At 30.4% G+C, this 16,919-nt stretch carries 17 protein-coding genes and 1 pseudogene; 5 read left to right on the top strand and 13 right to left on the bottom strand.

Features of this window, described 5'->3' with window-relative positions:
* Positions 1-273: 273 nt before the first annotated feature.
* From KQH81_RS05760 to KQH81_RS05750, 3 genes are all read right to left on the bottom strand, one after another.
* Positions 274-1,659, bottom strand: coding sequence for a L,D-transpeptidase family protein (locus KQH81_RS05760; RefSeq protein ID WP_230029074.1), 1,386 nt, complete (start codon positions 1,657-1,659; stop codon positions 274-276).
* Between the two features lie 254 nt (positions 1,660-1,913).
* On the bottom strand, positions 1,914-3,080 hold the full coding sequence (locus KQH81_RS05755) for a class I SAM-dependent methyltransferase (protein WP_074844443.1): 1,167 nt from the start codon (positions 3,078-3,080) through the stop codon (positions 1,914-1,916).
* A gap of 60 nt (positions 3,081-3,140) precedes the next feature.
* A complete protein-coding gene (locus tag KQH81_RS05750; RefSeq protein ID WP_230029072.1) occupies positions 3,141-4,082 on the bottom strand; it encodes a dipeptidase in 942 nt (313 codons plus the stop codon).
* Between the two features lie 156 nt (positions 4,083-4,238).
* Between KQH81_RS05750 and KQH81_RS05745 the strand changes: the two genes are divergently transcribed.
* From KQH81_RS05745 to KQH81_RS17720, 3 genes are all read left to right on the top strand, one after another.
* Entirely contained in the window at positions 4,239-5,417 is a 1,179-nt protein-coding gene (locus KQH81_RS05745) for a galactokinase (protein WP_027639795.1), read from the top strand.
* An 84-nt stretch (positions 5,418-5,501) separates the two neighbouring features.
* A complete protein-coding gene (locus tag KQH81_RS17725) occupies positions 5,502-6,083 on the top strand; it encodes a helix-turn-helix domain-containing protein (RefSeq protein WP_407647340.1) in 582 nt (193 codons plus the stop codon).
* The gene (locus tag KQH81_RS17720) at positions 6,050-6,925 is read left to right on the top strand and encodes an IS3 family transposase (RefSeq protein ID WP_407647349.1); all 876 of its coding nucleotides are present in this window, start codon (positions 6,050-6,052) and stop codon (positions 6,923-6,925) included. The genes KQH81_RS17725 and KQH81_RS17720 overlap by 34 nt, the downstream gene beginning before the upstream one ends.
* Before the next feature lie 85 nt (positions 6,926-7,010).
* Here the strand turns inward: KQH81_RS17720 and KQH81_RS05735 are convergent.
* A pseudogene (locus tag KQH81_RS05735) lies at positions 7,011-7,151 on the bottom strand (phosphohydrolase); the annotation flags it as partial.
* 187 nt (positions 7,152-7,338) lie between these two features.
* Positions 7,339-8,382 carry an aldose epimerase family protein gene (locus KQH81_RS05730; RefSeq protein ID WP_027639793.1) on the bottom strand — a complete coding sequence of 348 codons (1,044 nt, stop codon included), beginning with the start codon at positions 8,380-8,382 and terminating at the stop codon, positions 7,339-7,341.
* Between the two features lie 181 nt (positions 8,383-8,563).
* Between KQH81_RS05730 and KQH81_RS05725 the strand changes: the two genes are divergently transcribed.
* Positions 8,564-8,773, top strand: a complete 210-nt coding sequence (locus KQH81_RS05725) for a cold-shock protein (protein ID WP_027639792.1) — start codon at positions 8,564-8,566, stop codon at positions 8,771-8,773.
* A gap of 387 nt (positions 8,774-9,160) precedes the next feature.
* Complete coding sequence (locus KQH81_RS05720; RefSeq protein ID WP_081670372.1) at positions 9,161-9,553, top strand: GGDEF domain-containing protein; 393 nt, start codon at positions 9,161-9,163, stop codon at positions 9,551-9,553.
* A gap of 38 nt (positions 9,554-9,591) precedes the next feature.
* Here KQH81_RS05720 and hypE read toward each other — a convergent pair whose 3' ends face one another.
* Genes hypE through KQH81_RS05680 form a run of 8 tightly spaced genes read right to left on the bottom strand, consistent with a single transcriptional unit; the run spans position 9,592 to position 16,910 of the window.
* On the bottom strand, positions 9,592-10,602 hold the full coding sequence (gene hypE / locus KQH81_RS05715) for a hydrogenase expression/formation protein HypE (RefSeq protein WP_230029070.1): 1,011 nt from the start codon (positions 10,600-10,602) through the stop codon (positions 9,592-9,594).
* 16 nt (positions 10,603-10,618) lie between these two features.
* Entirely contained in the window at positions 10,619-11,650 is a 1,032-nt protein-coding gene (hypD, locus tag KQH81_RS05710) for a hydrogenase formation protein HypD (protein WP_074844454.1), read from the bottom strand.
* Complete coding sequence (locus KQH81_RS05705) at positions 11,647-11,874, bottom strand: HypC/HybG/HupF family hydrogenase formation chaperone (protein ID WP_027639789.1); 228 nt, start codon at positions 11,872-11,874, stop codon at positions 11,647-11,649. Before KQH81_RS05705 ends, hypD begins: the two co-directional genes overlap by 4 nt.
* Position 11,875: 1 nt before the next feature.
* The gene (gene hypF / locus KQH81_RS05700; RefSeq protein WP_230029069.1) at positions 11,876-14,116 is read right to left on the bottom strand and encodes a carbamoyltransferase HypF; all 2,241 of its coding nucleotides are present in this window, start codon (positions 14,114-14,116) and stop codon (positions 11,876-11,878) included.
* Positions 14,117-14,140: 24 nt separating this feature from the next.
* Positions 14,141-14,791: a hydrogenase nickel incorporation protein HypB gene (gene hypB, locus KQH81_RS05695; RefSeq protein WP_074844458.1), complete on the bottom strand. Its 651-nt coding sequence runs from the start codon at positions 14,789-14,791 to the stop codon at positions 14,141-14,143.
* A 1-nt stretch (position 14,792) separates the two neighbouring features.
* Entirely contained in the window at positions 14,793-15,056 is a 264-nt protein-coding gene (locus KQH81_RS05690) for a hydrogenase maturation nickel metallochaperone HypA/HybF (RefSeq protein WP_230029068.1), read from the bottom strand.
* Complete coding sequence (locus tag KQH81_RS05685) at positions 15,037-15,510, bottom strand: hydrogenase maturation protease (protein WP_230029066.1); 474 nt, start codon at positions 15,508-15,510, stop codon at positions 15,037-15,039. The genes KQH81_RS05690 and KQH81_RS05685 overlap by 20 nt, the downstream gene beginning before the upstream one ends.
* Positions 15,510-16,910 (bottom strand): nickel-dependent hydrogenase large subunit, encoded by a 1,401-nt coding sequence (locus KQH81_RS05680; protein WP_230029065.1) that lies wholly within the window; start codon positions 16,908-16,910, stop codon positions 15,510-15,512. Before KQH81_RS05680 ends, KQH81_RS05685 begins: the two co-directional genes overlap by 1 nt.
* Positions 16,911-16,919 lie beyond the last annotated feature (9 nt).

The raw sequence follows: 16,919 nt of genomic DNA, 5'->3' as shown, positions 1-16,919 counted from the left end.
TCTACTTAATACTTTTGTATATTTATGTATATTATTTCCTACAATCTTATTATACTACCTATTGTATATTTTTTCTACACATTTGCCTATTAATAGTTTAAGTTTTTTTTATGTAGTATTAAAGTGTTTTAATACTCTCTATATATAATTTTTGCAACCAAATCATATTTTCTTTGATATTTATCGTCAAGTATTGCAAGATAATTGTGTAATTTTCGACGCAATAAAAAGCGATAAAAATACATATTTGTATTTTTATCGCTTTAAATCATTTTAATAAAAACATACTACAGGAGTACCTGGTTCTATATTGTCAAATATAGCATTTGCTACAGAGTATGGGGCATTTATGCAACCATGAGATCCTTTAGTTTTATATTCTTCTTTTCCAAATACTGATCTCCATGTAGCATCATGGATTCCTATTCCACCATTAAATGGCATCCAAAAACTCACAGGTGATGCATAATCTTGCCCAACTAAAGTTGCATCTTTTTCCTTATATTTTAACCTATAAATTCCACCTGGAGTTCCCCAATTATTTTGCATATTTCCTGTAACAACATCCCCATCTACAACAAGAGAGCCGTTTTTATAAAACCAAATATGCTGTTTTGTCATATCTATTTCTACATAAGTGTTTCCAATATCATTTATTCCGGCTACTTTTCCTTTTTGACTATAAGTTGGTTCTTTATCTATTTCTTGTCCACCTTTAATCGCCTCTATTAATCCATTTGTCTCTGTATTCGTATCAAGCACCCAGCCATAATCTCCTCCACTGACATTTATAGTTCCGCTAGATGAAGTTTTAAAGCTTCTTGTCTTTCCTACAGTATTATACTTTGCTGCAAGAGAATTTATATACTGTCTCACCTTAGCTTGGTCTACAGACACCTGAAATTCATCATCTACATATATCCACTTATGAATCATGTCCCCATCTACACTTTCAGTATTATTCCAAAATTTATAATTTACTTTTGCAGATACATATTTATTAAGACTATCTTTTGCATCTATAACTTCGTTAGATTCTGATGTATACTTAGGATTATAATAATAACCATCTTTATCTAAATCGATTAGTATCTCTCCATCTACCACTGCTTTTTTTACTTTCTCTGTGAGTTTATCTCTATTAACTTTATTTCCATAAATCTCATTTATAATATTATAAGTTCCATCCTTATATTCAATATAAGAATCTTTAGGTTCTATCACATTTTCATCACTATAGAATACCATTTTTGATAGTTGGTCATTGAGCATTTTTTCATCATATTCAACCGATGAAGAAATTTCATAATTTTCTCTTTTAAATATCGAAATCGGCCATAAAAATTGCTGTTGATTATCTTTTATTTCTTGTATTTCTCCAGTAGATATATATTTTAATCCTATATCCCTTCCTACAACCTCCTCTTCTTTTTCTTCTCTTCCTTTTAAAACTAACGTGTAATCTTCTAGTTCTTTTGTTATTTTATTTTCTATCTCTGATACAGTATCACCGCTAATATCAATACCATTAATTTTACAATTGAAATAAAAATGTTTTGTAAAATATAATGACATTCCTAGATAAATAGTCGCTGATATAGCTAAAACTATTAGTACTACCTTTTTCTTATTGGTTTGTTTCATTATTTCTGTCTCCATTGAAATCAGTCTCCCTTCAAACGAATCCAAAAATTCCCAATCATTTTCTATATTATATCATGTTTTTTATCATTACATAAATAAAATCATGATATCATATGATTAAAACCCTTTTTTATTATAAACCTTTCTAAAATTTTGTCCACAGCAATATATTATATCTTTTTACATTTTTATAGATTTATCATTAAATTACTTCTTTTTTATAATAAAATCTCTGCACATCTTTATATAATGTGCAGAGATTTATAATTCTAGTCTATAATTTTGCTTCCCTTAAATAAATTTAATAAAGTTGGATTAATATTAAATTCATTAATTAAGTTATTTACTTCAAGAAGTGCTTTTTCTTTTTTGTCTTTAGAAATTTTGCTTTTAGAAGCTCTTATTAAAATATTTTTAGGAGAATGAGATATATCTATAAACTCTAATAATTGAGTTTTATATCCTGCAGCTTCTAATAAGTTTGCTCTTACTGCATCAGTCATAAGAGCACTTAATCTTTCTTGTATTATTCCATATCGTGTAACAATTGATAGATTTTCTGACTTTATCTGAGAATTAAATTCATGCTGACAGCATGGAACAGAAAAAATCATATTAGCATTCCACTTTACTGCATTATATAGTGCATAATCAGTAGCAGTATCACAAGCATGAAGTGTTATAACCATGTCTACCTTATTGCTATATTTAAAGCCATTTATATCTCCTAATTCGAAATGAAGATTTTCATAATTGTATCTTTTTGCTATTTCATTGCATTTCTTTATAACATCTTCTTTAAGATCAAGACCTATCATTTTTACGTTTATATTTTTTATTTTTACAAAATAATAATAAAGAACAAAGGTTAAATAAGATTTTCCACACCCAAAGTCTAGTATAGTAAGATCAGAAATATTTTGATTTTTTATCTCATCATCAATAATTTCTATAAATCTATTTATCTGTTTGTATTTATCATATTTAGAATTAATCACTTTGCCCTCTTTAGTAAAAATCCCCAAATCTATAAGAGGTTCTATTAACATTCCTTCTTTAAGAATATATTGTTTTTCCTTATTATGGCTCTTATTTATTATCTTAGAATTATTAGCAACTTTTTTAGAGAAAAGTACTTTTCCTTTTTTAGATATCTTTATATCAAATGTTTTTTCAGAGCACCAAGCTGATAGCTGCTTGTAGTCCTTTGACAGGTATTCTAATACCTTGTCTTTAATCATATTCTTATCTATATTTTCATGAAAAACCTGTTTATCAGTAAATTTTTCTATCTGATAATACTCTGTTCCATTTTTCTCTTTAAGGACAATATTTATTTTATTATATTTCACTTCTTTATTTAGTCTATTGCTTATAACTGCTTTAATCAATTCTGAATTTATGATTTCATCAATAGCTTGTTTTAGTTCTTCCATTTTTTCACACCTTGTCATTTATTTAAAATCTATTTTTAATAAAGTTTTATTTTCTTTAAATTACAATACATCCTTAATTAATCTAAGAGCATTTTTATAATATATCTTCTCGATGTCTTCTTCTTTAAATCCGGCTTTTTCTAATGCTTCTACAAGCTTTCCCATTTCGCCAGCATTGCTTATTTCAACCTTAGAGCTTATTCCATCAAAATCAGTGCCAATTGCTAATACTTCTATGCCACCTACATTTCTTATATGAGTAATATGTTTTATCATATCATCTATATAAGTATTATAACCATGATCGCCCATAAAAGCTGAACAGAAGTTTATTCCTGTAACTCCTCCTTTATTAGCAAGAATCTTTATCATATCATCAGTTAAATTTCTCATATGTCCTGTTACCGATCTGGCGTTAGAATGTGTAGCTATAAAAGGTTTTTTCGAAACTTTTGCTACATCGTAAAAGCCTCCATCAGACAAATGAGACACATCAACTAGCATTCCTAGTTCATTCATATATTCTATGGCCTCTATTCCAAAAGACTTTAGACCCTTGGCATAATTTTCCTCTCCTTTATTAGGATATCCTATTTCATTTTCATGATTCCATGTAAGTGTCATCATCCTTACCCCAATATCATAAAAATTCTTTAAATTCTTAAGACTCCCTTCTATAGTAGCACCTTCTTCTATGGATAAAATAGCTGACAACTTACCGTCTCTATCATTTTGTATTATATCATCATAGTTAAGTGCAAGAGCGATTAAGCTGCTATTATCTTTAATCTCTTGAAAAAATTTTTCTGCCATCTTCATGCAATAATCATGAGGACTTTTTACATGCTCTTTATTTACAAATAGAGCAAAAGTTTGTGCAAGATAATCACCTTTCTGTAGTTTCTCTAAATCTACTGAAAGATTATTTCTTTTTAAAGTATTCTCTTTATTTTCTCCCATTAAACAGCTTATAGTATCACAATGCAAATCTATTAATTTCATCTTATATATTCCCCCTATAAATAATTTCCTACTTTATATTTTACTACATTATGGCTTATATTACGAATTTCATTTTCTATTCCATACCCTTTTATACTATTTACTTTTACATAAAAAAAGGTTACTATTTAAATACAAGTAAGGAGGTTATTGGATATGGATATTGTTACAAATTTATTGAATTCTTTCAAAGAAATTTTCAAATCAAATGCTTTCAGTTCATACTTTTCTCCAGGGAGAGTTAACTTAATTGGTGAACATACAGATTACAATGGTGGCCATGTATTTCCTTGTGCGCTTTCCATTGGAACATATGGATTAATCGAAAGACGTAATGATAAAAAATTCAAGGTTTATTCCATGAACTTCGAAGAAAATGGCATAATCGAATTTGACCTTGATAATTTAGTTTATTCCAAAGAACATGGTTGGGCAAATTATCCTAAAGGAATAATTAAAATCTTAAAAGATCATGGCTTTAATATTCCTACAGGTCTCAATATACTTGTATATGGAAATATTCCAAATGGTTCAGGGTTATCATCATCTGCATCTTTATTAGTTCTTATAGGCGTAATATTAAAAGACGTGTTCGGTTTTTCTATAGATATGGTTGAAATAGCAAAGCTATGTCAGGAAGCAGAGAATAAATTTATAGGTGTGAACTGTGGAATAATGGATGAATTTGCAATATGTATGGGAAAAGAAAATTCTGCTATTCTCCTTGACTGTAACACTTTAAAGTATAGATATAGTACCATTTCTATGAGTGGATACAAGCTTGTAATAGGTAATACAAATAAAAAACGTACACTTGTGGATTCTAAATATAATGAAAGAAGAAGTGAGTGTGAAGAGGCACTTCATATATTACAAAAATATAAAAATATTTCTTCTCTTGGCGAATTATCTGAAGAGGAATTCAATTCTCTTAAACATCATATAGACAACCCTATACTTTTAAAGAGAGCAAGACATGCTGTTTCAGAAAATCAAAGAACCCTAAAAGCTGTTAATGCTTTAGAGGAAAATAATATGAAGCTATTTGGAAGACTTCTAAACGATTCTCATGAATCATTAAAAAATGACTATGAAGTTACCGGAATAGAGCTTGATACCTTGGTTTCTTCTGCTCAAGAACAAAATGATATAGTTCTTGGTTCTCGTATGACAGGAGCTGGTTTTGGGGGTTGTACGGTATCATTAGTAAAAGAAGATTCTATAGATAAATTTATAGAACACTCTACAAAACAATATGAAGAAAAAATAGGCTATGCACCTAGCTTTTATATAGTTGATATTTCAGATGGTGCTAAAAAATTAATGGATCTATAATTTAAAAAGTCATAATCATAAGCAAAAGTGAACCGACCCCCAAAAGTTAGACCAAAAATCTAACGAATTGGAGGTCGATTTTTTATGGCAAAATACAGTTATGAATTTAAGAAAAAGGTTGTTGATGCATATTTAAATGGTGAAGGCGGATATCCGTATCTTGCCAAGACTTATGGTATTCCTGCGTGGAGTAACATTAAGAAGTGGGTATTATCTTATTCCAAAATGGGTGATGAAGGATTAAAGCGCTCAAGAAAAAAAAATAATTATTCTTTTGAATATAAACTTCATGTGGTAGAGTTATATTTATCAAGTGAGGTTTCGTATAAGGATTTAGCTCTCCAAGAGAAAATCAACAACCCAGTACAGATATGTAAATGGGTCAATGATTTTAATATTGCAGGTGTTGATGCATTGAGACCGAAGAAGAAAGGTCGTAAGAAGTCATTGGTGTCAAATAATAAGAAAGAAAAAGTACAGTTATCTTCAGAAATTACTCCAGTAGACACAAGTGCTGAACATTTGAGACAACTTGAAGATGAACTTTTAAAACTTAAAATTGAGAATGCCTATTTAAAAGAACTGAGGAGGCTGCGTTTAGAGGAGGAAACTCTTCTGAAAAAACAGCGAGAATCATCCACAGCCTCCGAGGAGACTTCAAACTAAAAGATATTCTCGCAATTGTTAGCTTTCCGAAGGCAACATATATGTACTGGCAGAAAAGATTTGATAGGGAAAATCCTGACCAGGCAATTGAGGATAAAATCTTAGAAATACATAACACAAACAAGGATTATGGCTATCGTAGAATATATGGTGAACTTCGAAATCAGGGCTTTATTGTTAATAAAAAGAAAGTACAGAGAATCATGCAGAAACTAAATCTCCAAGTTGCTTCCTTTACTAGAAAAAGTCGTAAATATAGTTCTTACAAAGGCAAGGTCGGAACAGTTGCCCCCAACAGAATCAGAAGACGTTTTAATACCAATATCCCTCATCAGAAAATCACAACAGATACTACTGAGTTTAAATACTATGAGGTAGATTCTAAGGGACATATGACGATGCACAAACTATACTTGGATCCGTTTATGGATATGTGTAACAGTGAGATTTTAAGTTACGGTATTGATAGGCGGCCTTCTGCCACCAATGTGATAAATGCTCTAAATGAAGCCATTGAAATAACATCTGATTGCCCATATCGAAGAACATTTCATTCTGACCAAGGCTGGGCTTACCAGATGAAGTCATACTCACATCGTCTTAAAGAAGAGCGGATTTTTCAGAGCATGTCCCGCAAGGGAAACTGTCACGATAATTCTGTAATGGAAAACTTCTTTGGACTCTTGAAACAGGAAATATACTATGGTGTTGTTTATTACAGTTATGAGAAATTGAAATCTGAAATAGAAAGATATATAAAGTACTACAATGAACAAAGGATTAAAGAGAAACTAGGATGGATGAGTCCTGTGCAATACAGACTCAAACTCTTGGCTGCATAAAAATAGCGAGGCAGCCGAAACTGTCTCGCTAATAAAGTCTAACTTTTGGGGGTCACATCAAAGCTATGATTATGACTTTTAATTTTTATAAATACAATTTTGTTTCTATCCTTCTATCATATTCAGACCATGTATCACTTTCAGTCTTCTCCTTTACCTGTGATACTTTATTCATAGTTGCATCTATTGAATCTGCAAAATTTACTATAAAAGCCTCTTCTGTTTTATCTGCTAGTATGCATACAACCTTGTTTTCATCTTTAAATATCCTCTTCATAACCATCAGTGATATTCTTGCACTTTTACCATTTTTAATATCAATTAAAAATTTATCTTTTGTTTCTATAAAACGCCTCCATTTTTTAATCTTCTAACAAAAGTAGTATGTTTAAAATTTGAAACTTTAATTTATATTAAAAGATAAACTTAAATATTGTCACTGCTCTATATTCTTCTCCAGCTTTTACAAGAGAACCTTCAATAAATGTTTCATCTTTTCCTATAGGAAGGTTTTGTGTTTCAAAACAAATAGCTTGATTTTTTTGTAAAGTACCCCCATTGAAGAGTTTTTTCTGCTGTTCTGGATAGTTAGTAGAATATATAACTACTGCATCCCTATCAGTAGTCACTTCCATTTTTCTTCCTGATATCTCATCTTCAAGAATTATATCAGGCCCTTCTGATTTGTCTAATATCCATGGATGGTCATAGCCATTACCTAAAATTAATTGCTTATGATTTACTTTTATATCTTTACCTATTTTCTTTGGTACCTCAAAATCAAATGGTGTATCTTTTACTGAAATCACTTCTCCACTTGGTGCAGAATCTTCCCTTATAGCTGCTATATTACTTGATTTAATTGTAAGTTTCTCATTTAAGATATCTGTTTTTAAATTTCCTGATAAATTAAAATAACTATGATTTGTTAAATTAATTAAAGTATCCTTATCAGACAAACCATGATATTCTATTTTAAACTCATTTTTATTATTTAAAGAATATTTAACTCTGATATTAACATTACCCGGATATCCGTTTTCTCCATCTTCACTAAATGTCTCTAAAATCACTGATACTTCATCGCATCTGTCTTCTAAGAAACCATCCCATATCTTTTTATTAAGACCATTTTCTCCACCATGAAGGGTATTTACCCCTTGATTTTGAGAAAATCTGTATAGTTTGCCATCAATTGAAGCTATTCCATCAGCAATTCTGCCTGCTGTTCTTCCAACTACTGCTCCTGTGCACGCTCCATCTTCAATATAGTCTAAAGTATCTTTCCACTTTACAACTACATTTTCTACAGTTCCAAAAGAATCTGGAACTAATATATCTGTTATTATAGCCCCTAAATTTATTATCTTAACTTCTAATTTATTATCGTTTACAATGTGGTACTCATAAATTTCTCTACCTTGCTTTTCCACTAATAGTTTTTTTTCAACTTTCATAATTAGCCCCCCCCTATAATAATAGTTTTTCTTCATTTTTACATATATACTTTTATATTACTATTTATTTTATTCATCATCAAACAAGTTTTAAAAATTATAATCTAAAAATAACTAAAGATTAAATTTTATGATTTTATACCATACTATCTTTATAAACTTATTTTAAGGAGGATTATTTATGGCTGAAAAAACTGGAATTGTAAAATGGTATGATCAAGAAAAAGGATATGGATTTATATCTTGTGAAAGTGGTAATGATGTCTTTGTGCATCATTCACAAATAAAAGAAAAGGGTCCTGAAAAAGATCTTCATGAGGGACAAAATGTAACCTTTGATATAACTGAAGGTGAAAAAGGTCCTATGGCTATTAATGTACAAAAAATGTAATTTTTTTATAAATCCTTGGACTAAGTATCCTTGGATTTATTTTTTTCCATTTAATTATAGATGTATTTTTAAATACAATTGATAGAGGATATTTATTTTGTGTTCAACTAATTGTAAGCCTCATATATTTTCTTCTATTTATTTTTATAGAGTGTCAAGATAGAAAATGTTATATGCACGAAGACAGTTTGTGTTTTATATTTATGTGCATATTAATCCTTGCAGGTCTTACTTTTCAAGTATTTGTAACTCAAATTCTTCTAATATGGAGTACCATATCCATAGGTTTATTATTTTATTATATAATAATAAGGGACATGCAATTCAGGTATGATTCTCTTACAAATATTCCAAACAGAATGATGTTTCAAAGGAGTTTAAAACAATATAATCACAAGAAAAAAAGTCATAATAATTTCCTTAGATTTGAATGGATTAAAGAAAGTCAATGACTCTTTAGGTCATTTTAATGGAGATGAATTACTTTTCCTTGCAGCTCAAAATCTAAATGAAACATTTAGACCATATGGAACGGTATATAGAATAGGTGGAGATGAATTTTGTATTTTATGCAAAAATATATCAGTAAAGTTCGCTGAAGTCTTACTAGAAGATTTGGAATGTAATTGTGATAAAATAAAATCAACATTTAATATAAACATTTTATACTCTTATGGTATAACTGAATATTCTCATGAAATTCATGATAATATTTTAAATGCAGTGAATGAATCTGACAAGCTTATGTACATACATAAAAACAAAATAAAGCATATGTAATTAAATCCCTCACAAAATTAGAATGTGTGGGATTTAAATTAACATATTCTTGGTATAAGCTCTTCCTCTAACATGCCTATAATTCTCGTTCCATTATATTTTGTCTTAAGGTATACTTTTTTATTAGGATCTATTATAAATTCTCCTATCACAGCTGCCTCTCTTCCTAATGGATTATTCTTTATAATCTCTAAGGTTTTGTCACAATCCTCTTTGGATACTACAATTAATATTTTCCCTTCATTTGCTATATATAGAGGATCAAAGCCTAATATCTCACATAAAGCCATAACATTTTCTCTTACTGGTATATCCTTCTCATTTATAACTATACTTATCTTTTCCTCATGTAAAGTCTCGTTTAGTGTTGTAGCTAATCCTCCTCTTGTTATATCTCTTATAAATTTTACATTAACCTTTTCCCTAAGAATTTCTTCTATCAATGAATTTAACGGATTACAGTCACTTTCAATATCTGTTTCAAAGTACATTCCTTCTCTTTTACAAAATATTGACATCCCATGATCACCCATAGTTCCGCTTACTATAATCTTGTCTCCCTCTGATATCAATTTCCTTCTAAAGTCCCTTTTAACGTCACTTATTACTCCTATTCCAGTAGTGTTTATATAAAGTTTATCTCCCTTTCCTTTTGGAATAACCTTTGTATCTCCTGCTACTACTTTTATTCCACATTTAATAGCAGTGTCTGCCATAGATTTTACTATATCTTCAAGTTCTTCAATTTTAAGACCTTCTTCAATTATAAATCCGGCAGTTATATAAAGTGGCTTTGCTCCACTTACAGCTAAATCATTTACTGTACCACAAATAGACAGCTTTCCTATGTCTCCTCCTGGAAAAAATATTGGATCTATAACGTAAGAATCTGTTGTTACTGCTAATTTCCCATTAATATTATCTATTATGCTTGAATCCCCTTGCTGCAAAAGAATTTCATTTTTTAAATACTTATAAAAAATATTATGAATTAGTTCATTGGTGCCTTTTCCTCCATTTCCATGGTCTAATGTTATAATGTTCACCATTGTCTCTCCCCCTTTGCTAATTTCTTGAATATTCATAATATATTTTGCAACTTCCTTCTCTTGATACCATACATACTCCTATTGGATTATGTGGTGTGCATATTGTTCCAAAAAAATTGCAATCCTTAGGTTTTTTATAACCTTTTAATATTTCACCACATATACACTCACGTACATGTTCTTCTTTGCTAATTTCTATTTTAAATTTTTTTATAGCATCATACTCCTCATACTCTTTTTTTATAGAAAGGCCGCTACCTTCTACTTTTCCAATTCCCCTCCATAAACCTTCCGTTTTTTCAAACACTTTATATATAAGTGCTTTAGCATTTTCATTCCCATCATATCTTACATACTGAGAATATATGTTTTTCAAATCACTCTTGTTTCGTCTTATCATATCTGATAGTATATAAATTCCTGCAATAACGTCTCTGCTTCCAAACCCTGCTATAACAGCCGGTTTGTGAAATTCATCTCCGAGGAATTTGAATTCTTTTTCTCCTATTATGGTACTTACATGTCCAGGACATATAATTCCATCTATTTTTATATCTTCTCCCTTAAGAAGTACTCTCAATATTTCCGGCATAGTTTTTAAACTTGTAAAAACGCTAAAATTTTTTATTCCTCTAATTCGACTTTTCTCTATGGCAAGTGCGATCAAAGGTGCTGTGGTTTCAAATCCGATTCCTAAAAACACAACTTCTTTATTTAAATTTTTCTCTGCTATTTTTAATGCTTCTAGTGGTGAATATATAACCCTTATATCTTTTCCCAAAGCTCTTTGAATATTAAGTGAACTTTCTGTTGCAGGAACACTTATCATATCACCAAAAGTAGCTATTATGACATCATCTCTTTTGCTTAATTCAATGGCAGCATCTATATAGCCTTGAGGTGTAACACATACTGGACATCCTGGTCCACTTATTAAATTTATATTTTTAGGCAGTGTATCCTTGATTCCGCTTCTCAAAATAGCCATGGTATGAGTACCACACACTTCCATTATATTTATTTTTCTATCACACTCTAAACTCTTCATGATTCATCCTCTTCACTAAACAATTCATCAAATATAGCTTTTGTCTTTTCTCCTTCCTCCCTATCAAGCCTTTCTATTGCACATCCTGCATGAACAAGCACATAATCACCTATATTTACTTTCTCTAAAAGAGATATATTTACTCTCATACTAACACCTTTATATCCAACTACAGCTTCTTCCTCAAATAATTTTATTACTTTTAATGGTACTGCAATGCACATTCTAATTCATCTCCCACTCATTAGATATTGCTATTTGTCCCAAGGAAACTCCACCATCATTGCATGGTGCTTCCTTATTTGTATAGACTTTAAAGCCATTTGCTACTAATCCGCTATATATACCTTCAAGTAATATTTTATTTTGAAATGCTCCGCCACTTAAAGCTACCTTTTCTAAGGCATATTTTTCTCTAATCATGCTACAAATTTTAACGGTAAAATTTATTATAGTATTATGAAATCTTTTTGCTATTATTTCTCTTGGAGTATTCGTTAATATATCATTAATCATAGCTTTAATTACACCTTTAGTTTCTATGACATACTCTTTATCTTTGTAGTCTATTGAAATTTCATAACTGCAAGTTTCATTTTTATCAGCCATATTCTCTAAATATATAGCTGCTTCCCCCTCGAAAGTAACCTTCCTGTTAAATCCCAAAAGCCATGCGGCTCCATCAAAAAATCTCCCAATACTAGATGTTTTAGGACAGTTTATATCTTTTTTTATCATTTCTATATACAACTTATCCTTTTTATCTAAAGGCCATACCTTTTCAATATCCTCATTAAATGTATCATACAAATATGAAATTCCCATCCTTCTAGGTTCAATAGAAGCTTTATCTCCTCCAGGCATAGCCGATGCTTTGAGATGTGCTACTCTTTTAAAACCCTTTAAATTGCATACTAAAAATTCTCCACCCCATATAGTCCCATCTTCTCCATAACCAGTTCCATCATAAGCCACACCTATGACTCTTTCCTTAAGATTGTTTTCAAAAAGAACACTAGCTATATGAGCATGATGATGATAAATCGGATGTGTTTTTTCTTCTTTTAAAATTTCCGAAGAAAATATATCAGGATGCATATCACAAGCTATAAATTCTGGATCTATAGAATATATATCTCTTAAATTTTTTATAGCTTTCCTCTCACGAATTCTTGTTTCCTCATTGTTTAAATCTCCTATATACTGGCTTAAAATTATATTTTCATCTTTGCACAAACAAAAAGTATTTTTAAAATGAGTTCCCATACTTAAACTTTCTTTGAATCCATTCCCCTTAAAATAAGCTGGTGAATATCCTCTTCCTCGCCTTATAATTCTCGTTTCTTCTAAAATTACTCTAACCACTGAATCATCAATAGAAGTATATATCTCTCTGTTGTTCATGAGATGATAGTCAACTATACCTTTTAATTTCTCTATTGATTCTTCATTCTCAAATATTATTGGCATTCCATTTATATTTGCACTTGTCATAACAAGCACATCAAGTTCATCATCAAATAAAAAATAATGTAGAGGTGTATATGGGAGCATCACTCCCAAAGTCATATTGTCTGGTGCTATACTGTTTGGTAAATCAGTTTCATTTCTTTTATCCAAAATTACTATAGGTCTTTTATTGCTGCATAAAATTTCTTCTTCCTTTGGTGATAATACACAATATTTTTTCACCGTTTCAATGTCTCTCATCATAAGAGCAAACGGTTTTGATGGTCTATGCTTTCTATTTCTAAGTTTTTCGATAGCATTATTATTTTTCCCATCACAAACTAAATGAAATCCACCTATGCCTTTTATTGAAAAGATATTTCCTGATTTTAAAAGTTCTATAGTTTCTTTAATTTCATCTACTCCCTCTAGGAGCATTCCTTGATTATCGTAAAGTTCCAATCTAGGTCCACACTGAGGACAACAGTTTGGTTGTGCATGAAATCTTCTATTTAATGGATTACTATATTCTAAGCTGCAAGGTTTACACATATTAAAAGATTTCATTGTTGTCGACGCTCTATCATATGGTAGTTTTTTTACTATAGAATACCTTGGTCCACAATTAGTGCAGTTTGTAAAAGCATATAAATATCTCTTATCTTGTTTATCCATAGCATCACGATAGCAATCTTCACACATTCCTAAATCCGGCGATATGAACGTGAACCCCTGATTTTCTTTAGAACTTTTTCTTATGTCAAAGGTTTTATAATTAGTGATTTCCATATTCTTTATACTTATGTTTTCAATCTTGGAAAGTGATGGTCCATTATATTGAAGGCTATCTAAGAAAGCTGATATGTCATTTTCTTCTCCCTCTATATCTATAACTACACCTATACTGCTATTTTTAATAAATCCTTTAAGATGATTTTGTAACGCTATTCTATACACAAATGGCCTAAATCCAACTCCTTGTACTAGTCCACTTACTTCTATATACTTCCTAATCATATCTTAGCCTCTTTAATTAAAAATTTAATTTTTTACTAAATCACTCAAATAATCACAGAAACTTTTTATTCCCTCACCATTTCTAGCTGAAACAAGAAATAATTTTATATCTTGATTTATAGAGAATATATCCTGATAAAATTCCTCTAAATCAAAATCAGTATAATCGATTAAATCAAGTTTATTTAAAATCACTATATCTGCCTGCTTAAAAATAAAAGGATATTTTAAAGGTTTGTCATTTCCTTCTGTAATACTAAGTACAGTTATCCTTTTAGATTCTCCTAGATCAAAAGAAGCTGGGCATACTAAATTTCCTACATTTTCTATAAAAATCAGCTGTAGCTTGTCCATATTCATAGTTTCATAAGCTCTCGCTATCATTGCAGCATCTAAATGGCATGCTCCGCATGTATTAATTTGAACAACCTCTGCTCCTTTATCATCAATACGCATTCCATCCTTTGAAGTGTATAAATCGCCTTCTATAACTCCTATATATAAATAATCCTTTATATAGTCTATAACTCTCTCTAATATTGATGTCTTTCCAGCTCCAGGAGAACCAAAAATATTTATAGCCATTACTCCTTTTTTTCTTAGAAGCTCTTTGTTTTTGTCTGCAAACTCCGTGTTAGATTTTAATATTCTCTCCTCTATTGCTATATTTTTCATCTTACTCCCCCTCTTCCCCTTCTATCCTTTGAACTATAAGATCAAAACCTTGCCCAGGTTCTATTAATATCTCTGCGTTTTCACAATTTGTCCCATAACTTAAAGCTTTAAATGCAAATTTTAGTGACTCCTCATCTATCCCATTAAAGTCCCCTATCTTAAGAAAAATTGAACTTATTACTTTTAAATTATACAGCTTCGCATTTTCTTCTATAATTTTATATATTTCCCAGGCTATAGATGCCTCATGCATTTCTCTTTTCATTCCTCTCATATTCAAAAATATTTTTTTCTATAAGTCCATAGATGGTATTGCATATAGTGGAAAACTTATTTTTTAATTCCATTGATAACTCAATGTTAAATTCAATACTTGCTGCTTTTATTGCTAGTATGATACCGTTAACTTTTATATTTAAACTACTTATTTCAGATATTAAACTCACATTATGAATAGAAAGAGATTTCTTGTTATTCACAGCTTCCTCCAATGAGATTTCTATGATCTCTCCATATTTAGCCATAGCATCAGATGTACTATCAATTATAAATAAAAAATCTCCATCTTTAATATTGTCTAAAGCATAATCGACATCTGTTTCAGCTTTTATAAACTCTATCCCTATATTTTTCATCTTTTTTTCAAGTACATCAACAACCTTGACACCTATCCCATCGTCTCCCATAAGTATATTTCCAATTCCAATAATCTTAATCATCATACTATCCTTATTGTGAAATCTTCACACTTATCGCTTATTATATGAGTGGCACAGGAAATACATGGATCAAAAGCTCTTATTATCTTTCCGATTTCAGTTGGATTTTTTATATCTTCAACATAGGTTCCTATAAGTGCTTTCTCTATAACGCCCTTATTTCCCTTAGAATCCTCTGACGACACATTCCACAATGATGGAGTTAGTATATTATAGGTATCAATCTTCTGATCTTTAATCGTAAGTCTGTGACTTAATGCTCCTCTTGTAGTGTCTCTAAAAGCCACACCTACTGCACTTTGTGGTATCTGCCATATTTTTTGATCTGATTTATTAAGTTTAACCTTCTGTAAAAGGTTGTCTAATATATTACATACCTTTGATGCTTCAATAGCTCTAGCAGTTATTCTATCCAACGTAGATATTCCTCTTGAATATTCTCCACTGATCCATAATCTTGCCAACGGTCCTACTTCCATAGGTAGTCCATCGTATCTAGGAGCTTTTATCCAACTATAAGCGTCCTTTTTCTGAGTATCAGGCTGCCAATCATAATCCTCTTGGGTTAAAACTTCCTTTGGTGCAGAATAATATGAATATCTTATATCTTCACTTATTTTGTTAGGATCAAAATCTTGTCTTTCATTATTTATAAGAACTCCACTTTTCACATAGATTTCTGGTGCATTAAAAAGCTGATCAAAAACCCCATAGGTCATGAAATTTCCATATCCTCTTCCAGTTTGAAATTCTTCAGGATAATATTTTGCAAGCATATTTATATCTAAAAGCATAACATTGCTTACGAATTCTTTTATTGTATATAAAATGGATTTTAGCTCTATAATCTTTAAAGAATCTATATTGGCAGTAACCCCTCCAACAAAAATTCCATGAGTATGAGGGGCTTTCCCCCCTAATATTGCTAACATCTTATGAGCATTACGACTATACTTAAATGAATCTACGTAGTGATTATTTATCATATCATTAATTTCTTTTGGCATCTTATATTTCTTATTATCTTTTGACGGATCAATTTTTATAGGTACGTAATCAGGAATTATAAATTGGTAAAAATGTCTTATATGATTTTGTAAAAATTCACAGCCATGCATTATCTGTCTAAGTATACTTCCATTTTCATCAGGTTGAACTTTAAGTGCATCTTCAAGAGCCAATGCTGATACAAATCCATGAGCTGTTGAGCATATACCACATATTCGTTCTGTAAAATAAATGGCATCTAAAGGAGAACGCCCTTTAAGCATCTTTTCAAATCCTCTAAATATTAATCCTCTAGTCTTCGCATCTACAACTATATTTTTTTCTATCATAATCTGAACTTCGAGAGCTCCGCTTACTCTAGTCACAGGATCTATCACTACCTTTTCTGGCATTTTATATTC

The sequence above is a fragment of the Clostridium cadaveris genome (assembly GCF_020911725.1).
GTDB classification, from domain to species: Bacteria; Bacillota; Clostridia; order Clostridiales; family Clostridiaceae; genus Clostridium_X; species Clostridium_X cadaveris.
This window is presented reverse-complemented; position numbering and strand designations above follow the sequence as displayed.